This window comes from Pantoea sp. E956-1 (assembly GCF_982223955.1).
Map to the genome: position 1 here is coordinate 106,682 of NZ_CEUYZP010000014.1, position 22,833 is coordinate 129,514.

Genomic DNA, 22,833 nt, shown 5'->3' on the forward strand with positions numbered 1-22,833 from the left:
GCGGTGCGCGAGTTCCGCCGACAGGCTGATGGTGCAGGGAAAGGGGGAAGGATAAATCGTTACCATCAGGCAACGACGGGTAAGTGAGCCAGGTTATTCAGGGCTGTACGGCGATCGCAGTAACGCACTCCATGTCTGAACAGATGCGCCATAATCCGGAGAGCAACCTTATGAAAAGAGCCTTATTTTTGCTTGTCTTACTTTCCACCTCTGGTCTGATGCCCGTTAAAGCCAGTGGCCAGGTTCGGGCAGGAGAGCTGCGTCCCATAAAGATTATTATGACGATCAACCATCAGTCGTATGAGATTGCACTGGCGGATAACGCCACCGCGAAAGCATTTGTACAGCAACTCCCGCTGACCATGACGATGGAGGAGCTGAACGGCAACGAGAAGTTTGCAGACCTGCCTGCTGCTCTTAATAACGATCCGCACCAACCCGGCACGATCCAGCAGGGCGATGTGATGCTCTATGGCATTAAGACACTGGTTCTTTTTTATGAGACATTCCACACCTCCTATAGCTACACGCCAATAGGAAAGGTGCTGTCGACAGGTAGTCTCAAAAAGAGTGTCGGTGAGAGGGGGATTGACGTACGGTTCACCCGGCCATGACTGATATCAAAATCTGAAATAACCGACAGGTAAAGGATTCCTATCGCGCTGAGTCTGGCCAGTGTGGCATCTGGCATAACGGACTACACTGCGTTCTGGCCGCGGCCAGACGTTGTGATCCTCTTCAGGAAGCAAGACTGTCAGGCCGGTCGACCAGCCTGACAGTTCAGCCATTACTTCTTCTTATTCAGCATCGATTTCAGATCAGCAAACGGATTATAGGTAGCCTCACCGACATCTTTTTGTGCGTCCTCGCCCGCTACTACACGGGTGCCATACTGGTCAGCCTCGGTGTACTTTGAGTGCTCGTGGTCATGACAATAGAGACACAACAACTCCCAGTTACTGCCATCTTCCGGGTTGTTGGTGTGGTCGTGATCGATATGGTGAACCGTCAGTTCACGCAGGTTTGAATAGACAAACTCGCGTGAGCAGCGTCCACACACCCACGGATAGATTTTAAGTGCTTTCTCACGGTAGCCGCTTTCCAGCCGCGTGTAGTTTTTAGGGATCAGAGCCATTACCGGGATAACCTGTTATGCAGAGAAAATTTCATGATAGTGATGCCAATATATCCCATAACGGAACAGAAGAAGAAATCATCGTGTTCCGCGGGACGGGAGGCTTTAAGACCCAGAGGGTTAGCTTAAAATCAGCGTAGCCGCCTTATATGATTTTTCCAGCACGTCTCGCAGTTCTGTATAACTGCCGGGCCTGTAAGAAGGCACAAAATCCTGTCGCTGTGATGACATCTCAAAAATAATAAATCTCTACGATCCCGCTCGTGCTAACCCCATTAATCAGCAGGATAGTGCCCTAAACGTCCCTGTTTACCGTTTTGCTTAAAAAATGACGTTAAATGTAATGCATGACACCATAAACGGCCCAGAAAATGGCGTTGGCGCCCAGATAAGTCCAGCATCCCCAGTAGGCTATGGGTTCACGACGGGTGCGGAGTTTAGGCAGGAAGGCCAGTAAATAGAGGGCAGAAGCGATAAGCGAAACGAAGTAGAAAAATTTCATGGTTTTCTCCTGATCAATATCCTTTATTTGAGGATAGTCAGAGCTCACCATTTTGCTTAATGCATCATCAGATTCGTTCTGCATCGGCTTTCTCTTTAGTACCCCACCGGGGGTCAGACCCGCTAAACCCGTGATAAATCGAAATGCAGCGTCACGTTTCGATCCCTCAGCTTTAAGAAAAGATAATGTCAGGATGTTCAGCCTGAGGTTACACCCTATAATCAACGCAGTTTGTTGACCTGCAGGAATGCAGGTTTTGCACCCGCCCAAAAGGAAGAGATCCCGCTGATGTTTTCTCGTTTTTTTATTTATCGTCCTGTTTTCGCATGGGTTGTTGCCATTTTAATCATGCTGCTTGGCGCGCTCTCCATTACCCTGTTGCCGGTTGAACAATATCCCGATGTTGCGCCGCCTTCGGTAAATATCAGCGCAACGTACACCGGTGCTTCTGCGGAGACGCTGGAGAACAGCGTCACGCAGGTGATCGAGCAGCAGCTTACCGGGCTGGATAATTTGCTCTATTTTACCTCCAGCAGCAGCTCGCAGGGGAATGTGTCGGTCACCGTGACGTTCAGTCAGGGCACCGATCCGGATACCGCGCAGGTGCAGGTGCAGAACAAGGTGCAGCAGGCGCTCTCCCGTCTGCCCAGCGAAGTGCAGCAGCTTGGCGTTACCGTGACCAAATCGCAGTCAAATTTCCTGCTGGTGATGGGCCTGTATGACACGACCGGAAAGAGCAACAGCACCGATATCGGTGACTGGCTGGTGAGTAATATGCAGGAGCCGCTGGCCAGAACCGAAGGGGTAGGGGATATTCAGGTGTTTGGCGGTCAGTATGCGATGCGCATCTGGCTCGATCCCTACAAACTCAACTCCTTTGCGTTGCAGCCCTCGGACGTGTCGGCGGCGATACGCTCGCAGAACATTCAGGTCTCAGCCGGTAAAATCGGCGGTCTGCCATCGCCCGAGAATCAGCAGCTCACCGCCACGGTCAGAGCGCAGTCGCGCCTGCAGACGCCGGAGCAGTTCCGCAACATCATCGTTAAAAGCGACAAAAGCGGTGCCATTGTGCGGGTGGGTGATGTCGCACGAGTGGAACTGGGCGGCGAATCCTATGACATGACCACGCGACTCAACGGGCATCCCGCGGCCGGTGTCGGTGTGATGCTGGCGCCGGGCGCGAATGCGCTGGCGACCGCGACGCTGGTGAAAAACAAAGTTGAAGAGTATCGCCACTCAATGCCGGAAGGTTACGAGGTGGCTTATGCGCTCGACAGTACTGACTTCATCAAAATCTCCGTTGAGGATGTAGTGATCACCCTAATCGAAGCGATCGCGCTGGTAGTGGTGGTGATGTACCTGTTCCTGCAGAATATCCGTGCGACGCTGATCCCGGCGCTGGCGGTGCCGGTGGTACTGCTCGGCACCTTTGGCGTACTGGCGCTGTGCGGCTACACCATCAATACCCTGACGCTGTTTGCGATGGTGCTGGCCATCGGACTGCTGGTGGATGATGCGATCGTGGTCGTCGAAAATGTTGAACGCATTATGCATGACGAAGGTCTGCCGGCGCGTGAGGCAACGGAAAAATCGATGAAAGAGATCTCCGGCGCGCTGGTGGCTATCGCGCTGGTGCTCTCCGCGGTATTTCTGCCCATGGCCTTTTTCGCCGGGTCGACCGGTGTAATTTACCGGCAGTTCTCCATCACCATCATCGCCGCCATGACTTTCTCCGTGGTAGTGGCACTGACCCTGACGCCTGCACTGTGTGGCATGTTGCTGCGGCCGACCTCACCCCATCGTAAAGGCTTCTTTGGCGGTTTTAACCGCTTTTATGCCGCCACCGAGCGCCAGTATCGTCACAAAGTGGTGAGCACTCTGCGCCGTCCGGTGATCATGGTGTCGCTTTATGCGGCAATGGGCGTGGTGCTGTTTGTGATGTTTACCCGCTTGCCGGGCAGCTTCCTGCCGACCGAAGATCAGGGCAGCATCATGCTTCAGGCGACGTTGCCAGCGGGTGCCACGGCCAGCCGCACCGAGGCGGTCAATCAGCAGATAGTTGACTGGTTCCTGACTGAAGAGAAACAGAATATTGATGTGATCTTCACCATCAACGGTTTTAACTTCAGCGGTGCTGCGCAGAATGCCGGTATGGCGTTTATCAAGCTTAAAAACTGGGATCAGCGACCGGGTAGTGAAAACTCTGCCGAAGCGATTGCCGGACGCGCCACCTATGCGCTGGCGTCGATTCGGGATGCGCAGATCTTTGCGCTGACGCCGCCGTCGGTGCCGGGTCTGGGACAGAACAACGGCTTTACCTATGAGCTGCTGGCCAGTGGTGGCACCACGCGTGAGCAACTGGGCAACCTGCGCGATCAGCTCTTACAAAGCGCAGCGAAAAGCCCCGAACTGATCGGCGTGCGGGCGAATATTCTGCCGCAAACGCCGCAGTTGCAGGTTGATATTGATACCAGCAAAGCGGTGGCACTGGGACTGCAGCTGGATGACGTAACCGATACGCTGACCAGCGCCTGGGGCGGCGCTTATATCAATGACTTCATCGACCGGGGTCGGGTAAAGCGGGTCTATGTACAGGGCGACGGTCAGTATCGTTCATCACCTTCGGATCTGGATAAATGGTACATCCGTAACAGTGAAGGCACCATGACGCCTTTCTCTGCGTTTGCCTCGACCCGATGGACCATGGGACCCGAAAGCCTTAACCGTTACAACGGTTCTGCCTCCTACGAAATACAGGGGCAGAACGCTGAAGGGTTCAGCTCTGGCGATGCCATGAACACCATTGAGCGACTGGCCAATGAACTTCCGGCAGGGACGACGGGGGCATGGAGCGGGCTTTCCCTGCAGGAGAAGCAGGCGGGCGGGCAGTCAACCACGTTGTATGCCATCTCGATTCTGGTGGTGTTCCTCTGTCTTGCTGCGCTGTATGAGAGCTGGTCGGTGCCTTTCTCCGTGCTGTTAGCGGTGCCGCTCGGCGTGCTGGGTACCGTGCTGGCGGTGGCACTGCGCGGATTAAGCAACGATATCTACTTCCAGGTAGCGTTGCTGACCACGGTCGGACTCACCTCTAAAAATGCAATACTGATCATCGAATTTGCGGAGGATGCGGTTCGTCGGGGAAGTTCGCTGAGTGCGGCTGCGTTGCAGGCCGCGCGAACCCGTCTGCGGCCGATAATGATGACGTCGCTGGCCTTTATCGCCGGGGTGATCCCGCTGGCGGTGGCGACGGGTGCCGGTGCTAACAGCCGCATCGCCATCGGCACCGGGATCATCGGCGGCACGCTGGCAGGCACGGTTCTGGCGCTGTTCTTTGTTCCGCTGTTCTTTGTGCTGGTGAAGCACTATCTGACCCGTCATCGCGAGGGTAAGTAGCGCAGAAAGCCCGTCTGCAGGCAGATGCAGACGGGCTGGAATTGATGCTCAGCAGAAGATTACAAATGCTGTTTAAAGAAGGCGGTCAGCTTCGCAAACGGGATCAGGTCAGTGCGATCATAAAGGTCCACATGGCCTGCATCAGGCACGATATAGAGCTCTTTGGGCTGTGCCGCACGCTGGAACGCATCTTCGCTGAACTCGCGTGAATGTGCTTTATCACCCGTGATGAAGAGCATGGGGCGCGGTGAGATGGACTCAATGTCATTAAAAGGGTAGAAGTTCATGAACTTCACGTTGCTGGTGAGCGTCGGGTGCGTGGTCAGCGCAGCTGAACTGTTTTTCGGGGTGAACTCACCGCGAGGCGTCCGGTAAAAATCATAGAACTCTTTGGCTATCGGAGGCGAATCAGCATCGATTTTATGTGGTGTACCACTGGTGTACGCAGTTTTACCCCCGGTGAATTCTGCATAGCGTTGCTGTGCAGCCGCTTCGATGATTTGCTTGCGCTGCGCCAGTGTCTGGCTTTTATTCAGCGCATTGCGGTTGGCGGATCCCATGTCATACATGCTGACGGTCGCAATGGCTTTCATGCGGGGATCAATCTTAGCTGCACTGATGACAAAACTGCCACTGCCACAGATGCCCAGCACACCAATCCTGTCGCGATCGACAAATTCGCGCGTACCCAGGTAATCCACGGCGGCACTGAGGTCTTCGGCATAAATATCCGGAGAGACCGCGTTGCGCGGCTGACCTTCACTTTCGCCCCAGAATGAAAGATCAATTGCAAGGGTAACAAATCCCTGCTCAGCCATTTTCTGCGCGTAGAGGCTGGCGCTCTGCTCTTTGACTGCGCCCATCGGATGACCTACCACAATCGCCGGAAGGCGCGCCGTTTTACCGGCCTCTTTTGGTCTGAACAGAGTGCCGGTGACACCCATCTGATACTGGTTTTTAAAGGTGACTTTCTCGCGGGTGACTTTATCGCTTTGATAAAAGTTATCGGCGCCGCGTGACATATCGGCAGCGCTGGCCGCAAATGAACTGATCAACAGTCCAAACATCAGGGTTAATGCTCTCATAAGAAGATCCTTATCGGGGTTGACGACGTGAGGGCAACGGGTTGCCCGGTTAAACAACCAATCTGCTATCAGGCAGCGCTTTCCTTACGAGCGGTAATCATCGCCAGTCCGGCGGCAGTGACCAGTAATGTGGCGCTGATGGCAAAGGTGGTCTGCCAGCCTGCATGGTCAAAGGCCAGGCCACCCAGCGTCGACCCTAAAGCAATCGACAGCTGTATGATGGCAACCATTAATCCGCCGCCGATCTCGGCATTATCCGGAAAGGTTCTGGCGATCCAGGCCCACCATCCGGTTGGTGCCGCTGTTGCCACCAGTCCCCAGATGCCCAGCAGTGGCGCTACCAGCCACAGGTGATGACCGAACACCATGAGCAGCACCGCAACCAGCGCCATAATCAACGGGATAATCATCAGGATCAGATAGAATCCGCGCTGCAAAACAGCACCGATAATCAGCGTGCCGATAAAGCCGGCGATGCCAATAGTCAGCAGCACCAGTGAAAGCGCAGAAACGTCAACCTGTGTCACGGTTTCCAGAAACGGGCGGAGATAGGTAAACAGGGTGAACTGGCCCATAAAGAGCAGGCCGCAGGCGGTCAGACCCACCGTAACCAGCGGCGAACGCAGCAGCTGCAGGATTTTTCCGCTGCGCTGCCGGGCCGAATCGACTGGCATTGATGGCAGCGTTAACGACTGCCAGAGCAGGGCGATCAAGGCTACCGGCACCAGGCTGAAAAAAGCCCCGCGCCAGCCGATGACAGAACCGAGATAGCTGCCCAGCGGTGCAGCGATAACCGTCGCCAGCGCATTCCCGCCGTTGAAAATGGCCAGCGCGCGCGGCACCTGCCCGGTGGGAACCAGCCGGATAGCGACTGCCGCTGACATCGACCAGAAACCGCCAATCACCACGCCAATCAATGCCCGGCCAGTCATGTAAGTCAGATAGTTGGGTGCCATCGCCACCATCAATCCGGATAGCGCCATTAGCAGCGTGAGCGCCAGCAACAGATTTTTGCGGTCGAGGTTCACTGCGATGCGGGTTATTGAGAGGCTGGTGATCACTGCCAGTGCGCCAGAGATAGCGATGCCCTGTCCGACCAGACCTTCGCTGACCGCCAGATCTTGTGATAACGGCGATAACAGGCTGACCGGCATGAATTCAGAGGCGATAAGCGCGAATACACACAGCGTCATTGCCCAGACACCACCCCAGTGCGCTTCTTTATGCCGGGGGGAACAGTCAGTTGTTTCCGTGGAAGTCATGTTGTGTCCTGTTTCATTGTTTGCGGTGCTGATGAACTCAGGAAATTTTACTGTTTCGCTTTATATTGACTAGCTAATAAATCCTTAATGGGGTTATAAGAAAACCTTATAAATATGTCGGGGGGGAGTGCAGTATGAAGCGCAACATGAATGACCTGCAGGCTTTTATTACCGTGGCGCGTGAGGGTAGCTTTACCCGCGCGGCAGCGCTGCTGGGCGTGACGCAGCCCGCGTTAAGTCAGACCATTACCGCGCTGGAAAACCGGATGGCGATTCGGCTGCTTACCCGCACGACCCGTAACGTCTCTCCGACCGCGGCGGGTGAACGGTTAATCCAGGCAATTGGCAATCGGTTCGATGAAATTGAGGCGGAACTGGATATGCTGACCGCGATGCGTGACAAGCCAGCCGGTACGGTACGGATCACCTGCGGGCCGCATATTCTGAGCTCGCTCCTGATGCCAAAACTGACGCCATTGCTGGCGGCTTATCCTGATATCCGGCTTGAGTTCGATGCTAATCATGGCTTACGCAATATCGTGGCCGATCGATTTGATGCAGGGGTCAGGATGGGAGACACCATTGATAAAGACATGGTGGCGATGCCGATAAGCCCGCCATTACGAATGGCTGCGGTAGCCACGCCCGACTACTTTCGTCGTCATGCTGCGCCGGAGAGTCCGCAGGATCTGCTGCAACACAACTGCATCAACATGCGGCAGGCGACAGCGGGTGGGTTGTACGTCTGGGAGTTTGACGGTGAAGAGGGGCCGTTAAATGTGCGGGTTGATGGACAGTTGACGTTCAACACTTCGGCACACATCGCAGAAGCGGCGCTCGCCGGGCTGGGTATCGCTTTCCTGCCTGAACAGGAAGTCGCAGAAGGTCTGGATCAGGGCAAGCTGATCCGGGTACTGGAGCGCTGGTGCGAGCCGTTTCCCGGCTATTATCTCTATTATCCCAGCCGCAAGCAGCACTCTCCCGCTTTTACTCTGGTCAGAGAGGCATTAAGACTGAAAGAGGGGGAATGACGAACAGACTCTGAGTGTGACTGAAGAGATGCCATTCCATGGCGTAAAACGTCCTAAAGCGCTTTATTCAGAATTACTTAGAAGGACGGCGACTAATTTTGCCTCCTTTCCGACCGGCTTCCCTGGCTTTTTCATGATCATTTTTGAAATTGCCTCCACTGACTTTGCCTCCTGCACTGCCAGCTTCACTCGCCCGTTCTGGATCGTTGGCAAAATTACCGGCACCGCCTCTGTATTTCTGTTGTGTCATAGGAAGACCTCATATCAATGTTCCATAAGATAAAAAGGACTAGCTAGTCACATCTGAAAGCATAGACGCCCGCTTCGTTTATGCAAATGCATATCCTGAAATCGTTGATAATCCAGATATTAATTTTACGGTGGGTTTTCGCGGCGGCAGAGCCACAGGAGATGAACTACGCTTACAGACCTGACGAAAAAGGAGAATGCTATGAGTAATGCGACCTTAATCGACACGCTTGAGCTGGGTTCTGACGAGCAGAAACAGAAATATGAAATCTACGGCGATGATGCACAGACGCCTACTTTTGCCGTAATTTACCAGCAGCAGGGCGATAGCTGGCAGCCGCTGGAAGAGAGAATCACTTTCGCTGCGCAGGATGAACAGCAGGAAGCGACAGGATCTATGGGCTACGGTTCCGGCGATACGCTGCCAGATTTACGCGATCTGCCTGCCGAAGCGCGTGCGCGCTGCGAACAGCACTGGCAACAGCAGAGTGACAGATAAACAGGAATAGCGCCGCTCAGGTGTTGAAGCTGTCCGCTTTAAGTAATGCGCCTGGATGCGGCAGAATAAACCTCTGAGCGCTCTCTTTTCCCGACGGCTACGACAAAAACGACCACCCGGTTATCAATGACCTGGTAAACAAGGCGGTAACCGGATGACTTTAACTTAATCTTATAGCAGTCTGGCATCCCGCTGAGTTTATTCGCCTCATTTCTGGGTGATTCAAGACACTCAGCCAGCTTCTTTTTAAGCTGTTCACGGACTGTAGGGCCCAGCTTGCGCCACTCTTTCAATGCCCTCTGATCGAACTCCAGTTGCCAGGTCATTAAAGGTCATCCAGCGTGATCCTGACAGGCTGAGGGTTTCGCAGGCGTTCTTTGACTATTTCTACTAACGCCGCATCTTCGTCACTGAGTAACGTCTGCTTAAAGGGAAGACGTTCATTATCGGCAATATATTCAAGCATCAGGCGCAGCGCATCAGAAGGCGTTACACCCATTTTTTCGAGCGCAGCATAGGATCGTGTCTTCAGGTCATCATCGATTCGAATATTAATTGTGCCCACGGTGCGTCCCCTTTGTATTTACATATGTCATTACAATTATCGCACTGGTGAGCCTGAATCGCAAACCGTCAACACCAGTCACCAGCACTTCTATACATCTGACCGCCAGACGACTTTTTCGTGTTATTTTATGCTACTAAAATGTAACATATTCATTCATTAAACCAACTGCAGCAATCGTTAAAGCTTTTCCCGCTGCTGGCGATAACCCATTGGCGTTGAGCGCGCTGATCATTGATGAACCCGGCACTCCGCGACGAGTTCTGAACGCGAACGGACCTGCTTTTAGCCCTCCTTTTATACACACCAGAAAGCGCTAATCTAAGCGCAAATTACTCAAATAAAAGCGAAAATAATAATATGTCGATCATTAAGACGATCAAAAGACGCCTGCCTGTTGCCCGTCTTTGGCGTAGCAGTCAGCCAGCCAATGGCACCTACGATTGCCGTGCGTTGCCAGAGTCACTGGCCTCCATGGGGTTAAGCGCACGCGCGGCCGGGATCCTGATGACCTTCGTTCCGCCTGAAGCTGATTTTCAGCGAGTCAGTCAGGCCTGGCAGCGCTTCAACTCTTCCGCTCTGACGGTATTGACGCTCTCTTCCAACGGCGCGCTGAGCAGCAGCCGATCGCAAAGCACCTACTGTGACGGCAATGGCCAGGAGGGAAGCTATCTCTGGCTGCCGGACACACTGATCGCACATCATGAGACGCATATCGTCGATCTGCATATCGCCGACACGCAGACCGCCAGCCAGCGCATCACCGCCATCCAGCAGGAGCTGGCACGCTTACAGGTGCAGATGCCGCTCTCAGCTGATCGTACTTTCGCCATGATTTATTGCGACGGACTGTCCGCTTCAGAAGGTTTTCTGATGCAGGCCTGGTATAACAGCGGGCGTTTTCCCTGCCTGGCAATTGGCGGTTCAGCGGGGGGCAAAATCACGTTTGATGGAACCTGGATTGGTACAGGTGGCAAGGTACTGCAGGGCAAAGCCGTGATCGTCTTCTGTCAGATGGCGCCCGGGAAATCATTTGCGCCGTTTAAGAGCCAGAACTTTACGCCACGCGATCAGAGCTGGCTGATTGCCGAAGCCGATCCGGTTGCGCGTACCGTCACCTCGGTATTCAACCGACAGGGGCAGCAGCAGCCGTTTGTCGCGTCGCTGTGTGAACATCTTAACTGCAACGAAGCGCAATTGACCGAACGGCTAAAAGGATTAACCTTCGGCGTTAAAGTCGGTGGGGAGTATTTCATTCGCTCGATCGCCAAAATTGAATCGGGTGGCGTACAGTTTTTCTGCGATCTTGAGTTTGGTGATCGGCTGTTCCTGATGGAGGAGAAAGAGTTTAAACAGACGACGCAGCAGGAGTGGCAGGCTTTTACCGCTCAGCACGGCAAACCGGCCGCTATTCTGATGAACGACTGTATTCTGCGCCGGGTCGGCAATGCCGGTAAGCTGCACGATGCCCATTTCTTCAAAGGGATTGCCGCCGCCGGTTTTTCCAGCTTTGGCGAAATCCTGGGCGTGCCTATCAATCAGACGCTCTCTGCGCTGGTCTTCTTTAATCATGACGTCAAAGCGATGAGCCAGTTCCCGGTGGAGTATGCCGGCTACGCAGCACATTATGCGCAGCGCGCATTGCGCCGCTGGGAAGCACTGAACAGCATTCAGACGCGGGTGCTGGATCGGGTTATCAATTATCAGCAGGCACTGACGCCGCTGATGGAGGCGTTGCCGGTACTCGAAACGGCCACCCAGAGCCAGGGCGAAACGCTGAGCCTCGCAGAAAGCAGTATCCGTAACATCAGTAATATCGCCACTGAGAGTCAGCAGGCGCAGGGGCGGCTTGATGATGGGCTTGACGATCTGGAGAAAATTTCCAACGGCATCAATGAAATTACGCATGGCATCAGCAATATTGCTTTCCAGACCAACATCCTGGCGCTGAATGCCGCCGTTGAAGCGGCACGTGCAGGCGAGGCAGGCCGCGGATTTGCCGTGGTCGCGGGTGAAGTTCGTCGTCTGGCGCACTCCTCGAAAGAGCAGGCCGAAGCTACGGCAAGTAACATCGGTGAGGCGGTCAGCACCATCTCTCGCATCCGGCTGGTGGCCAGTGATTCTGCGCAGACCGCTGCGCAGATGGCGGAACGCAGTATCAGTGCGGCCGATACACTGGCAGCCATGAATCAGCAGACGCGACATGAGCGCGCTGACATTGCGAAGCACCTCGGCAGCCTGCGCGAACTGACACAGGGGATGGATGCGATGCAGGAAGCTGTCGCGCAACTCAAGGTGTTACAAACTCTTTCCGGTGCGCAGGTTAGGAGCTGATTTATCAGCATAAAGGACAAAAAAGTGCGGTGTAAGCGCAACGGCCAGGCAGGCCGGGCTTTCAGTTGTTACACTTGTCGGTGATTAACCACGCAGAGGTATGAATGAAAATTAAAAGTTATGCAGCCATGCAGGCTGGCCAGGCCCTTGAACTCTATGAGTACGATGCCGCCGAACTGGCAGCCGAAGAAGTCGAAGTCCAGGTCGAATATTGTGGCGTCTGCCACTCAGATCTGTCGATGATCGACAACGAGTGGGGCATCTCTCAGTTCCCTGTGATTGCAGGACATGAAGTGATTGGCCGGGTCTCTGCCCTGGGCGAAGCGGCTAAAAGCAAAGGCCTCTCTGTCGGTCAGCGTGTAGGGATTGGCTGGACAGCGAAAAGCTGTCAGCACTGCGATGCCTGTATCAACGGCGAGCAGGTTAACTGTCAGCAGGGCAGCATCCCGACCATCATGAACAAAGGTGGTTTTGCTGAGAAGCTGCGGGCTGACTGGCAGTGGGTAATCCCGCTGCCGGAAAAACTGGATGTGGCGAGCGCCGGTCCGCTGCTGTGTGGCGGTATCACCGTGTTTAAACCGCTGCTGATGAGCAACATCACAGCGACCAGCCGTGTGGGTGTGATTGGTATCGGCGGACTGGGCCATATCGCGATCAAAATCCTGCACGCAATGGGTGCCGAAGTGGTGGCATTCAGCTCAACGCCGGATAAGAAGCAGTCAATCCTGGATATGGGCGCGGATGAAGTGGTTAACAGCCGTGATCCTGAAGCCCTGAAGAAGCAGGCGGGTCGTTTTGACCTCATCCTGAGCACCGTGGCGGTCGACCTGGACTGGAAACCTTATTTTGCTGCGCTGGCACCTCAGGGTAAATTCCACACAGTGGGTGCCGTGATGAAGCCCATTGAAGTGAGTGCTTTTGATCTGATCCTGGGCGACAAAGCAGTGACCGGTTCATCAACTGGTTCACCAGGCCAGCTGCGTTCGCTGCTGCGCCTTGCTTCGCGTGCGGATATTGCCCCACAGGTTGAGTTCTTCCCGATGTCTGACATCAACAAAGCGCTGGATCACGTCCGCGCCGGTAAAGCCAGTTACCGTGTGGTACTGAAAGCCGATTTCTGATGTAAATCTGAAATGACATGCCGCAGCCTGCTGCGGCATTTTTTTATCTTCATGTTGTCAGCAACCCATCAGCCAGGCCCGCAGCAATCACCTCGTCGGCTGTCACGCTGAACCATTGCTCTGTCGCACATTCCGCGTTATGACGGTGCCAGGCGGCAACCATCTGATAACCCAGCGTATAACCATACCATCGACGAAAATCTCCCGTGCCGAAAAACCAGGCAGAATGATCGTAATCAGGGCTTTGGAGCGTTGCCAGCGTCACTGGGTTAGCCTGCAATTCGCTCAGCCCTATGGCTCGCTCCCAGGGCTCTGGTGCGGTTTTAAGCAGCCAGCAGACGAACTGACCCGCCAGACCTTCGCTGACCAGCGCTTCACCCAGCGTCCAGCCATACCCCGGTCCACGCATCCGTAAACAGTGATGAACTTCATGCAGGATGTGACGTACCAGCGTGCCATTTTCTAGCATCTGAAGCAGATTGAGATTTGCCGGGTCAATGGCCAGGCCGAACAGTGCGGGGCTATAAGCGCGGCCTGCGAAACCGGTTTCAGGTATTACTGCCCCCGGCATGCACTGAACCAGAATATCCAGGCGAGGGATGCGCGTCACGGAGGAGAGGTGCTCGCAGGCAATCTCAGTGGCCCTGACTATGGCCGGTTTGTAAGGCTCAACATCGCCCGATGCCTCCAGCCAGTGCAATTTCCATAAGTTGTTCACAGACTCTCCTGTCAGTAGTGGCTAATCAGAACAGAGGTCCGGGAATCGACAGGACCCACTCATACCTTACCCGGCAATGCTTTCAATAGACAACGGCAGAGAGCGTGATCGCTGCTGCCCGATAACGAAAAGCACTTTCCAGAAGTCCTGCCATTTCTAACCTTCAGGGCTGTCTTTTCGCGAATCCAGTATCGACAGGTACTCTGGCACAGAAAAAAGTGCATTTTGGCCCGATTCCATCGAATGCTGTCCTCTGAGCCTGTCACGCGCAGGCATAACTGTGCCGTAAAGTGACCTCATGGTAGCCAGTAAGCCTGGCTGATTTCACTAAGACTATTCACGGAGCCAAAATGAAGCTGACCCAGATTCGTAATGCCACACTATTACTGGACTATGCAGGCAAAAAATTCCTTATCGATCCGATGCTGGCCGAAAAAGAGGCCTGGCCCGGTTTTGCCGGAAATGCCCGTCCCCATTTAAGAAATCCGATGGTTGAGCTGCCTGTGCCGGTCGCTACACTGCTGGCAGTTGATGCGGTTATCGTCACCCACACGCACATGGATCACTGGGATGAGGCAGCGCAACAGTTAGTGCCGAAGACGATGATGATTTACAGCCAGAACGAAACGGATGCAGCGCTGATCCGTTCGCAGGGTTTTGAACATGTTCGCGTGCTGCAGGATGAGAATCCGTTTGTTGATGGCCTGACCATCTATAAAACCGAGGGTCAGCACGGCAGCAATGCGTTATATGCGGACAAAGTGATGGGCGATATTCTGGGTGATGCCTGTGGTCTGGTGTTTACCCATCCGGCAGAAAAAACCCTCTACATTGCTGGCGATACCGTATGGGTTAAGCCTTATGTCAGAGCGTTGCAACGTTTTCAGCCACAGGTGGTGGTAATGAATACTGGCAATGCAACCAATGATCTCTATGGCCCGATTATCATGGGAAAAGAGGATACGCTGAAGACATTAAATATCCTGCCAGAAGCGACACTGGTCACCTCACACATGGAGGCGATTAACCACTGTTTGCTGACGCGCGCTGAGCTGCGTGCCTGGACTACTGAACAGGGTATTGCTGACCAGGTGCTGATCCCGGAAGATGGTGAAACAATGACGTTCTGAGCGCCGTGGCGCTAAACCGGCACAATTGTGCTGTGGGTTCTCAACACCACGCTTACACAATAAGGGGGGAGAATGGCTGCTCTGAGAGTCGCGGTGCTGGCAACGGCCGGTTTTAGTCCGTTTCATTTTTCAGTTCCCTGTATTCTGTTCGGCTCTGCTCTGCCGCAGCAGGATCTGTTTCATGTCGATATCTGCGCAGAAACACCGGGACCAGTGATCTCCGAAATGGGGATTTCAATCCTGGTGGAGCAGGGTCTCGACATGCTTGATCAGGCGGATATTATTATCGTGCCCTATTGGCACAATCCCGCTGAAAAACCGGCGCAGGCGCTGCTTGATAAGCTGGTGGCAGCCTGGCAACGCGGCGCGGAGGTCGTTGGACTTTGTCTGGGCACTTACGTACTGGCTTATGCGGGTTTACTCGATCAGCATCGGGCTGCCACGCACTGGGAATTTGAGCGTGACTTCAGCGAGCGCTTTCCACATGTTCATCTCGACAGCAATGCTCTATATACCCGTGACGATCGTCTCATCACCTCTGCCGGCACGGCGGCGGGCATCGACTGCTGTCTGGATATCATCCGTCACCACTATGGCAGCGCCATTGCTAATCGGGTAGCCAGACGTATGGTGGTACCGCCTTATCGTGAAGGCGGTCAGGCGCAGTTCATTGAGCGGCCGGTTCCGGAAACAACGCGTGACAGTAAGATCAACGCGTTGCTGGCATCTCTGCGACAGAACCTGCATCAGCCGCAGGATCTTGATTCACTCGCGCGCATGCTCAGCATGAGCAGGCGAACGCTGACGCGCCATTTTCACAAGGCGACAGGCATGTCGCTGGGAGAGTGGCTGACAGCTGAGCGATTGCAACGCAGCCAGCTATTACTGGAAACTACCGGCATCAGCATTGAATGTGTGGCGGAAAAGGCGGGTTTTGATTCGCCCGTTTCATTTCGTCAGCGTTTTAAATCCCGGTTTGGCGTCTCTCCCAGCGAGTGGCGCCGGACGTTTCGTGGCCCACAACCGGTGATGGCTGATGAAACATTGCAACAGGCTGATGTGTGACAAGGCCTGGATGAAAAGCTGCGCCAGGGGCTTTGTCTGCCGGAAGCGTTCCGCGTAATAGCGGTCACGCTTCCGGCAGTAATCGTGGGGGCTAAATCAGGAAATCATCCAGCAACTGGCCGTTCTCAATCGCCGCCTTAATGACAGAGGGCGTTCGGCCCTGACCCGTCCAGTAACACACATGACCATTTTCATCACTATAACGATATTTCGCCGGACGCTTTGCGCGTTTCTTTTTGCTGGTTACCGGGTGGGATGCACTATTCACCAGTTCCGCAGGGTTAATTCCTTCTTCCATTAATAGCTCATGGTAGAACGCCAGTTTTTCCGCTTTCTCGCGCGCTTCTGCTGCCCGCGCGCTTTCCTCTTCACGGCGTTCATTTACAACGGTCTCTAATTTCTGGCGTAACCCTTCCAGCATATCTAAAGCCATATTGCGCGCCTCCGCACGCAGCGTGCGGATATTATTCAGGCTGCTCAGGTTTTTACTCATAACAAATCCTCAAATACTCAAGTTAATCAATAAAGTGCAAATTATTCACCTGGCAAGAGTAACATTTACCTGCGTGATCTTTGAAGGGTTAGTGTAGATTTATTCGCTATTAATACTGTATTAATGATACTGGTTGAGCGGATAAAGACGAATATTTAAGCGAAATCTGCTGGTTAATTGCGGATTATCATTGTTTAAAAAAGATTGCGGCAATTGCATTTTTGCTTTTGATTAACTGTGCTTAAATCAGTCAACACGGTTTATTAAGGACAGGCATGAAGTCTCGACGGAAAAATGAGGGGCCGGCACCAAAAATCTCGCCACTGCTGAGGAGTATTATCCTTTCAGGCGTATTGCTTACCGTGGCGGTGCTTGGCTTAGATCTGTGGACGTTGCGTGAAGACTGGAATGAAACCGTCAATAAAGCTGAAGATACAGCGGTAAATCTGTCTCTGTCACAAGCGCGCCAGGCAGACGATACATTTTTGCAAACTGAACTCTCTTTGCGCGAAGTACAACGCGAGCTTGAAAAGCAGATCGCCACGACCGGTGTGGATGGTGAGGCGCTGAGCCAGACGATGCGTCTGTTACAGAGTCGCCTGCCGCAACTTCACGGCTTGTTCTACTATGATGCGCAGGGGAAATGGGTAGCCACGTCGATGAGCAGGATACCGCCTGACATCAATAATTCCGATCGCGAATATTTTGATTATCACCGCGCCAGCCTGCGAGATAACCTGCATGTCGGCCCTGTGCTTCGCAGCCGCACCACTCACGAGCTGGTGATCCCGGTTACGCTTCGCGTGAACGATGCTTTCAACGGCTTCCGGGGTGTCTTACTCGCTACCATCAAAGTGGACTATTTCCGCCGTTTCTACAGCTATTATGAGCTCAGCGATGGCGATGTGCTGGTACTGATGCTGGCAGACAGTACCGTGCTTTACGCCCGGCCAATGCCGGATAGCTACATCGGCAAAAATCTCTCAGTGAGTCCACTTTTCCTGAAAATGCTGGCCCATGCAGATAAAGGTAGTGGTCAGTGGATCGCTGCACTTGATGGTAAAAAACGCATCTTTGGTTTTGTCCGCTCACAGCGATATCCGCTGGTGGTTGCTGCAGGATATGACAAGCGTGCACTTTTTAATCACTGGATCAAAAGCTGGGTACAGGATCTGATTCTGAGCCTGGCGCTGTTGATCGTTATTCTTTTATTAGGTGCCTTTGTGTTGCGTCAGGCTCGTCATACGCTGCGCTATCAGCTTGAGCTGACCCGATTGCGTGATGAGTTGACCGCGGCTAATCGCTCACTGGAAAATCTGGCACACAGTGACGGGCTGACAGGGGTAGCCAATCGCCGTCATTTTGATCACATGCTGACTGAAAGTCTGCAGAACGCGGAGCGCAGCGGCCAGCCGGTATCTCTCATCCTGCTCGATATCGATTATTTTAAACGTTACAACGATACTTACGGCCATGTGGCCGGTGATGACTGCCTGAAAAAAGTGGCTACCGCTCTGAAGAACACCGCCCGGCGTAAAAACGAACTCACGGCCCGATATGGTGGCGAAGAGTTTGCCATTATTTTGCCCGGACAACCGCTGTCAGCCGCATTGAACCTCGCTGAATCCATCATCGCAGCAATCAGTCAGCTCAATATTCCACATCGCGCCACGGAACTGCCGCAAAAGCACGTCACTCTGAGTGCAGGCTGTGCCGTTTATCTTGCTTCTGACTCACAACAGGAAAAACAGGCGCTGATAGAACGTGCGGATGAGGCTTTATATCGTGCGAAACGGGCAGGCCGTAATCAGGTGATGTGCGAAAAACGTAGCGGCTGAGCATCCCAGATCAAATCCTTAATTGCGCCTGTGGCATGGTAATCGTTCAATCTGAACAGGGAGCAGCAATGTCAAACGATACAGGGTTTACTCATCTTGCTTTACAGGTACGGGATTTAGGAAAGAGCGTAGATTTTTATCAGCGTTACGCCGGGATGCAGGTGATACACCAGCGTGAGCCTGGCATTCCTGAAGCACAGAAAGTGGCGTGGCTGTCGGATTTAACCCGACCTTTCGCGCTGGTGCTGGTGCAATCTGACCACAGTGAAGATACGCCGCTGGGCCCATTTGGCCATATTGGCGTGGCCTGTGCCAGCCGCGAAGAGATAGATAAAAAAGTGGCACTTGCACGGCTTGAAGGTGTGTTGCGACGCGACGCGCAGCAGTCTGATGCGCCCGTGGGATACTGGGCATTTTTTGCCGATCCCGATGGCAATACGCTTGAGCTCTCTTATGGTCAGCAGATCGGCCTGGAAATTATTACCGCCCGCAACACGCAATCGCTGAATAAACAAAGCGGTTGAGGGAATGAATGAAACGCATTGCCTGTAACGTGAATGCGTAAGGCTTTTCAGTTATTGAGTTCAGGGTAACGTCGAAGCAGGATTATGGCTGGAAGCACAATAACAAGGCGCGAAAGGAAAGGGGTTGTGCTGGCGGGTAATTGAGATACTTATAGCTGATGATCTTATGGCGAAAAAACCGCCTGCCTGGAGCAGACGGTTTTTCATTTGTGCATACTGAATTAAATCAGGAAATCATCCAGTGATTTACCTGCATCAATAGCAGATTTAATAGCAGATGGGGTACGGCCCTGGCCAGTCCACTGCTTAACTTCGCCATTTTCGTCAGTGTACTGATATTTAGCCGGACGAGGCGCGCGTTTTTTCTTCTCTGCTGGCGCAGCAGGCATACCATTTAACAGTTCGTTAGGATCGATACCTTCCTGCAACAGTAATTCGCGGTATTTTGCCAGTTTCTCAGCTTTCTCACGATTAGCTGCTTCAGAAGCCTGCGCTTCTTCACGTCGCTCGCTCACCACAACCGACAGTTTTTCCAGCATTTCTTCCAGGGCAGCAAGGTCAAGCTCGCGAGCGTTTGCGCGAAGGGTACGGATATTATTCAAGCTGTTGAGAGTGTCACTCATCAAAGTCACCATAGTCATGTTCAGATAATAAAATACAGAGCGGGTTCACGCTGATGCTTTTCGTCAGACCTGCTTTTTTAGGATGCTTGCCTTCGAAGAATCAAAATACAGAACCGATAGTTCAACGCTAACATATTAATCGCTTTCTCAAAGAGTTTAAACTGTAATTAACGTAAGACCCTTAAACAAAAGTAAAGTTACTCTTTTTTTACGCTATCCGCTCAAAATGTCAAAAGACGCCTCATCAGAGGTGCGGGATAATTTAGTAACGTTATGGATGAATCGTGCTTTCACCCCGCATTTCAAGCGGCAGCGCTTCGCTAATCTCACACCTGCTTTGTGCTGAGAATCAAACACCATTGCCTGATTCTTCCCGCTAAAGCTGGATATGACCATAAGGGTAATCGTAATAGTCTTGCAGAGAACACATAGCAAAATCACGAAAAATAAGCATTAGCTGGCTGATTTATTAGTCAGGTTGTAAGACCATGATAACTGATTATTTTCTCCCTTAAAAAGCGTCTCATCTCACGCAATCAGTACCGCACGGGTTGCAGATTGGTTTTAATAGCCAGGAGAAATCTACTCTAAAAGAGGGATGTGAATCCGTCAGAATCACGGCAGGTCTGTGTGACCTTAAATTGATTATTTACGGACGTAATGACTTTCTTTAAGGTGTGGTATGCCGTCAGAGAGGTTGCCAGCTCATAAGTGCAATCTATCCGGGCGCCTTATTGGCTTATGTGCCGATAAAGCCGCAACCCGGTGTGTTCTCAGTTGCCCGCAATACCTGCTTAATAGCGGTATCGAGAGGGTCCATAGCTTATTGACATCTGCAGTCTTCTAAACAACACACTGAAGAAGAGGCTCAACAATAATCTGGTCAGCTTTTTCTGGGGTTTTAAAGGGATCGCATTTTGTTAATCATAGTCATTAATTTGTTACAAGCGCACGGGGGTGTTAAAGGATCCTGATGACTCAGATTTCTCAGTACGATGTCAGGTCAAATGGCAGAGATGTTGAATAAACAGATAATGTGAGGCTTCGTCAAAAAATCCAGGTGTTTACTTCACGACAACATCGGCATCGCTTATCTGGATCGGCATTAAGCTACACTGTATGAGAGATACGCTATTGCCAGCGTCCTAAGGGCGTCTCAGGAGGAACTGAAGTGTTTAAAGGTAATAAAACAGCATTACCGGTTCGCCATTGTAAAACGTGTAACAAACCGATGTCATGGCGGAAAAAGTGGGAAAGATGCTGGGACGAGGTGATGTATTGCTCAGAACGGTGCCGGCGACACCGTTCTGAACGACAAAAAGAGAATACAGAAATAAAGCCTTAACCTCACCTTTAAACCAGAGCAGAACTGGTCAGGGTTTGACCCGGCCTCTGTGCGGCTTATATGGCTATTGCTGAACCTCAATCTGTTGCCAGCCTTTTTTGAACATACAATCTTTCACCAGTATTTCTCGCTGGCTTTCGTTGGCGTCGCTGGTGGAATAATCGGTATCAGTGGTTTTATATTTACTGTCTTTCGACGTGTATTTACCACTAACGACATTGTCGGGGGGTAAATCCCGCAGAGCCTGGGCCCGACAAGCTGTTTCCGCCATCGTTTCCTGCTGTTCAGATGCGTCAGGCTTGACCCATTTATACTGCACGCATCCGGTCAGAAAGAGAGTCAATAACATCAGCATAAGAGGTTTCATAATCTGTTTCTCAGTGTTACCTGTCTGATTTGAGACGAGAGATTGAGTAAGGAAACCGATCCGTCAACCAGCCGGCTTTCCTCACCCTACAAAACGGGATCGTCATCCAGCCTTAAAATGTCAGGCCGCCACCGATGTAGGGACCCTCGATCAGGGTATGACCCGGACGTCCATCCTTGCCATCAACACCCGCATAGCGATAGCCCACTTTTAAAATCAGTGGCCCCACCGGTGACCAGCTGATGCCGCCATTGGCTTCAACGAAATTCTTAACACTGTTGGTCAGCTGTTCCGGGGCGGAATAACCTTCTCCGTACAACGCAAAATTAGCGGGCAGATTGATTTTCACACCACCGCCGACAGGAAATGCAACGCCGTTATCTCCTTTTTTGCCACCGATATAAGTGGCTTTAGCGCCAGCGGTCAGCATCACCGGACCCATTTCCAGATTATAACCCGTACCCGCCTGACCAATCTGAACACCATCCGCCGTATTTTTTATCCACTGGCTAACGAGGTAAAGCCCGCCGGATGAACGGCCGATTTCTGCGTCCAGCACCGAGGTGTTCTTACTTTGTTCGACATTCATGCCAATAGCCATTGCAGATGAAGATGCACACAACAATAAGCCAGCGCCAATTACTGAAATTTTCATTTCTCAGTTTTCCACAGAATTAGATTTTCAGGATGGTCATTACGATCGTTGTTAAAGCAGATTTACTTTTGCACAATCTCTTTAACATCGTGCTGTTGTAACTGATGCATGTTTCCATCCGTATCTTTATAAGAAATCATACCTGTTTCTTTATCTCTGGCAGGTTTGCCATGAGCAGTAATCATGTGCCCATCATTGGTGGAGATTACGTAATTGCTTGAGCAGGCGGAGATGGTCATAACTGAAGCCATCATCGCGATAGCGAAGGCGAATGTCTTACCAGAATTGAAAGATGTCATTTTACTTTCCTGTCGATACTCTTTAAGAAGATGCTGGATTATTAGCTTTGTTTGTTAAACGACATGATAACAACCCGACAATCTGTTTCTTTATCTGGAAAAAAATGATCCGGATCATTTTCATAAGTTGTTAAAAATTATGCAACCTGGACGTTAATCTGATGCCTGCGTTGATGGTGAAACGACCCGCTATGCACCAATTCCTTTTCAGAAAAATAGTTTAACACGCGTCAAAAGCTGATCGTTAAAACTGAATCTTAACAATGGTTCCTGAATGGAAAGATAATGTCATGTTTCATTTTATCTCTTGTAGCTCTGTTTCACTTCGCTATATTTAATCGGCACTTTGATTCTGTTTTTTCTATTTTAACAAGGATTTAATATAGCTATGAAAAGTAAAATTATGGCTTTGACTTTGATCTCGTTACCCCTGGCAGGGTTCGCTGCGACAGATTCCTGTAAAGATCAGCTGGCAGATATTTTATCCAAAACTGAAATAGCCAAAAAACAGTAGAATAGGCCAGAAATTGCCCGGCTCAATATTGCCCGTGATAAGGTTGAAACCTATTTCACTGATGAGCGTCAGGCAACGCGCGCCTC

At 52.1% G+C, this 22,833-nt stretch carries 24 protein-coding genes; 11 read left to right on the forward strand and 13 right to left on the reverse strand.

Going from position 1 to position 22,833, the window contains the following annotated elements; translation table 11 throughout:
* Positions 1–83 precede the first annotated feature (83 nt).
* Positions 84–614 (forward strand): cyclophilin-like fold protein, encoded by a 531-nt coding sequence (locus AC0T7J_RS23200; RefSeq protein WP_473797645.1) that lies wholly within the window; start codon positions 84–86, stop codon positions 612–614.
* Positions 615–787: 173 nt separating this feature from the next.
* Here the strand turns inward: AC0T7J_RS23200 and yajD are convergent, their stop codons facing one another.
* Together yajD and AC0T7J_RS23210 are read right to left on the reverse strand one after the other, a co-directional pair.
* Positions 788–1,135 carry an HNH nuclease YajD gene (gene yajD / locus AC0T7J_RS23205; protein ID WP_003850685.1) on the reverse strand — a complete coding sequence of 116 codons (348 nt, stop codon included), beginning with the start codon at positions 1,133–1,135 and terminating at the stop codon, positions 788–790.
* Positions 1,136–1,469: 334 nt separating this feature from the next.
* Positions 1,470–1,637, reverse strand: coding sequence for a hypothetical protein (locus tag AC0T7J_RS23210; RefSeq protein ID WP_009093121.1), 168 nt, complete (start codon positions 1,635–1,637; stop codon positions 1,470–1,472).
* 288 nt (positions 1,638–1,925) lie between these two features.
* Between AC0T7J_RS23210 and AC0T7J_RS23215 the strand changes: the two genes are divergently transcribed.
* The gene (locus AC0T7J_RS23215) at positions 1,926–5,030 is read left to right on the forward strand and encodes an efflux RND transporter permease subunit (RefSeq protein ID WP_473797649.1); all 3,105 of its coding nucleotides are present in this window, start codon (positions 1,926–1,928) and stop codon (positions 5,028–5,030) included.
* A 59-nt stretch (positions 5,031–5,089) separates the two neighbouring features.
* Here the strand turns inward: AC0T7J_RS23215 and AC0T7J_RS23220 are convergent, their stop codons facing one another.
* Positions 5,090–6,115, reverse strand: a complete 1,026-nt coding sequence (locus tag AC0T7J_RS23220) for an alpha/beta hydrolase (protein WP_473797652.1) — start codon at positions 6,113–6,115, stop codon at positions 5,090–5,092.
* Between the two features lie 68 nt (positions 6,116–6,183).
* Positions 6,184–7,308 (reverse strand): MFS transporter, encoded by a 1,125-nt coding sequence (locus tag AC0T7J_RS23225; RefSeq protein WP_473797738.1) that lies wholly within the window; start codon positions 7,306–7,308, stop codon positions 6,184–6,186.
* Positions 7,309–7,511: 203 nt separating this feature from the next.
* On the opposite strand from AC0T7J_RS23225, the gene AC0T7J_RS23230 reads away from it, so the two are divergent.
* The gene (locus tag AC0T7J_RS23230) at positions 7,512–8,408 is read left to right on the forward strand and encodes a LysR family transcriptional regulator (RefSeq protein WP_473797655.1); all 897 of its coding nucleotides are present in this window, start codon (positions 7,512–7,514) and stop codon (positions 8,406–8,408) included.
* Between the two features lie 73 nt (positions 8,409–8,481).
* Here AC0T7J_RS23230 and AC0T7J_RS23235 read toward each other — a convergent pair whose 3' ends face one another.
* Positions 8,482–8,658, reverse strand: a complete 177-nt coding sequence (locus tag AC0T7J_RS23235) for a con-10 family general stress protein (protein WP_009093122.1) — start codon at positions 8,656–8,658, stop codon at positions 8,482–8,484.
* Between the two features lie 201 nt (positions 8,659–8,859).
* On the opposite strand from AC0T7J_RS23235, the gene AC0T7J_RS23240 reads away from it, so the two are divergent.
* On the forward strand, positions 8,860–9,156 hold the full coding sequence (locus AC0T7J_RS23240; protein WP_473797660.1) for a hypothetical protein: 297 nt from the start codon (positions 8,860–8,862) through the stop codon (positions 9,154–9,156).
* Positions 9,157–9,194: 38 nt separating this feature from the next.
* On the opposite strand, the gene AC0T7J_RS23245 is transcribed toward AC0T7J_RS23240, so the two are convergent.
* Positions 9,195–9,482 carry a type II toxin-antitoxin system RelE family toxin gene (locus AC0T7J_RS23245; protein ID WP_473797663.1) on the reverse strand — a complete coding sequence of 96 codons (288 nt, stop codon included), beginning with the start codon at positions 9,480–9,482 and terminating at the stop codon, positions 9,195–9,197.
* Positions 9,482–9,721, reverse strand: coding sequence for a type II toxin-antitoxin system RelB/DinJ family antitoxin (locus tag AC0T7J_RS23250; protein ID WP_473797665.1), 240 nt, complete (start codon positions 9,719–9,721; stop codon positions 9,482–9,484). Before AC0T7J_RS23250 ends, AC0T7J_RS23245 begins: the two co-directional genes overlap by 1 nt.
* 360 nt (positions 9,722–10,081) lie before the next feature.
* On the opposite strand from AC0T7J_RS23250, the gene AC0T7J_RS23255 reads away from it, so the two are divergent.
* Both AC0T7J_RS23255 and ahr read left to right on the forward strand, forming a co-directional pair.
* Positions 10,082–12,055, forward strand: a complete 1,974-nt coding sequence (locus AC0T7J_RS23255) for a methyl-accepting chemotaxis protein (protein ID WP_473797668.1) — start codon at positions 10,082–10,084, stop codon at positions 12,053–12,055.
* A 104-nt stretch (positions 12,056–12,159) separates the two neighbouring features.
* On the forward strand, positions 12,160–13,176 hold the full coding sequence (ahr, locus tag AC0T7J_RS23260; RefSeq protein WP_473797672.1) for an NADPH-dependent aldehyde reductase Ahr: 1,017 nt from the start codon (positions 12,160–12,162) through the stop codon (positions 13,174–13,176).
* A gap of 49 nt (positions 13,177–13,225) precedes the next feature.
* Here ahr and AC0T7J_RS23265 read toward each other — a convergent pair whose 3' ends face one another.
* Positions 13,226–13,894 carry a DUF2268 domain-containing putative Zn-dependent protease gene (locus tag AC0T7J_RS23265; protein ID WP_473797675.1) on the reverse strand — a complete coding sequence of 223 codons (669 nt, stop codon included), beginning with the start codon at positions 13,892–13,894 and terminating at the stop codon, positions 13,226–13,228.
* A gap of 350 nt (positions 13,895–14,244) precedes the next feature.
* Here AC0T7J_RS23265 and AC0T7J_RS23270 point away from each other — a divergent pair, with 350 nt between their 5' ends.
* Both AC0T7J_RS23270 and AC0T7J_RS23275 read left to right on the forward strand, forming a co-directional pair.
* Positions 14,245–15,024 carry an MBL fold metallo-hydrolase gene (locus tag AC0T7J_RS23270; RefSeq protein ID WP_473797678.1) on the forward strand — a complete coding sequence of 260 codons (780 nt, stop codon included), beginning with the start codon at positions 14,245–14,247 and terminating at the stop codon, positions 15,022–15,024.
* A gap of 72 nt (positions 15,025–15,096) precedes the next feature.
* The gene (locus AC0T7J_RS23275) at positions 15,097–16,089 is read left to right on the forward strand and encodes a GlxA family transcriptional regulator (RefSeq protein ID WP_473797681.1); all 993 of its coding nucleotides are present in this window, start codon (positions 15,097–15,099) and stop codon (positions 16,087–16,089) included.
* Between the two features lie 91 nt (positions 16,090–16,180).
* On the opposite strand, the gene AC0T7J_RS23280 is transcribed toward AC0T7J_RS23275, so the two are convergent.
* Positions 16,181–16,582, reverse strand: a complete 402-nt coding sequence (locus AC0T7J_RS23280) for an H-NS family histone-like protein (RefSeq protein ID WP_473797684.1) — start codon at positions 16,580–16,582, stop codon at positions 16,181–16,183.
* 275 nt (positions 16,583–16,857) lie between these two features.
* On the opposite strand from AC0T7J_RS23280, the gene AC0T7J_RS23285 reads away from it, so the two are divergent.
* Together AC0T7J_RS23285 and AC0T7J_RS23290 are read left to right on the forward strand one after the other, a co-directional pair.
* Entirely contained in the window at positions 16,858–18,420 is a 1,563-nt protein-coding gene (locus AC0T7J_RS23285; protein WP_473797687.1) for a sensor domain-containing diguanylate cyclase, read from the forward strand.
* Between the two features lie 68 nt (positions 18,421–18,488).
* A complete protein-coding gene (locus AC0T7J_RS23290) occupies positions 18,489–18,944 on the forward strand; it encodes a VOC family protein (protein ID WP_473797690.1) in 456 nt (151 codons plus the stop codon).
* A gap of 221 nt (positions 18,945–19,165) precedes the next feature.
* On the opposite strand, the gene AC0T7J_RS23295 is transcribed toward AC0T7J_RS23290, so the two are convergent.
* Positions 19,166–19,567 (reverse strand): H-NS family histone-like protein, encoded by a 402-nt coding sequence (locus tag AC0T7J_RS23295; protein ID WP_473797693.1) that lies wholly within the window; start codon positions 19,565–19,567, stop codon positions 19,166–19,168.
* Positions 19,568–20,738: 1,171 nt separating this feature from the next.
* Between AC0T7J_RS23295 and AC0T7J_RS23300 the strand changes: the two genes are divergently transcribed.
* On the forward strand, positions 20,739–20,912 hold the full coding sequence (locus tag AC0T7J_RS23300) for a DUF2256 domain-containing protein (protein WP_473797696.1): 174 nt from the start codon (positions 20,739–20,741) through the stop codon (positions 20,910–20,912).
* A gap of 64 nt (positions 20,913–20,976) precedes the next feature.
* Here AC0T7J_RS23300 and AC0T7J_RS23305 read toward each other — a convergent pair whose 3' ends face one another.
* The 3 genes from AC0T7J_RS23305 to AC0T7J_RS23315 all read right to left on the reverse strand — a co-directional run bounded on the left by AC0T7J_RS23305 (position 20,977) and on the right by AC0T7J_RS23315 (position 22,233).
* Positions 20,977–21,279, reverse strand: coding sequence for a hypothetical protein (locus tag AC0T7J_RS23305; RefSeq protein ID WP_473797699.1), 303 nt, complete (start codon positions 21,277–21,279; stop codon positions 20,977–20,979).
* Between the two features lie 112 nt (positions 21,280–21,391).
* Complete coding sequence (locus AC0T7J_RS23310) at positions 21,392–21,934, reverse strand: YfaZ family outer membrane protein (RefSeq protein ID WP_473797702.1); 543 nt, start codon at positions 21,932–21,934, stop codon at positions 21,392–21,394.
* A 62-nt stretch (positions 21,935–21,996) separates the two neighbouring features.
* Positions 21,997–22,233 carry a YgdI/YgdR family lipoprotein gene (locus AC0T7J_RS23315; RefSeq protein ID WP_473797705.1) on the reverse strand — a complete coding sequence of 79 codons (237 nt, stop codon included), beginning with the start codon at positions 22,231–22,233 and terminating at the stop codon, positions 21,997–21,999.
* Positions 22,234–22,833: the final 600 nt, after the last annotated feature.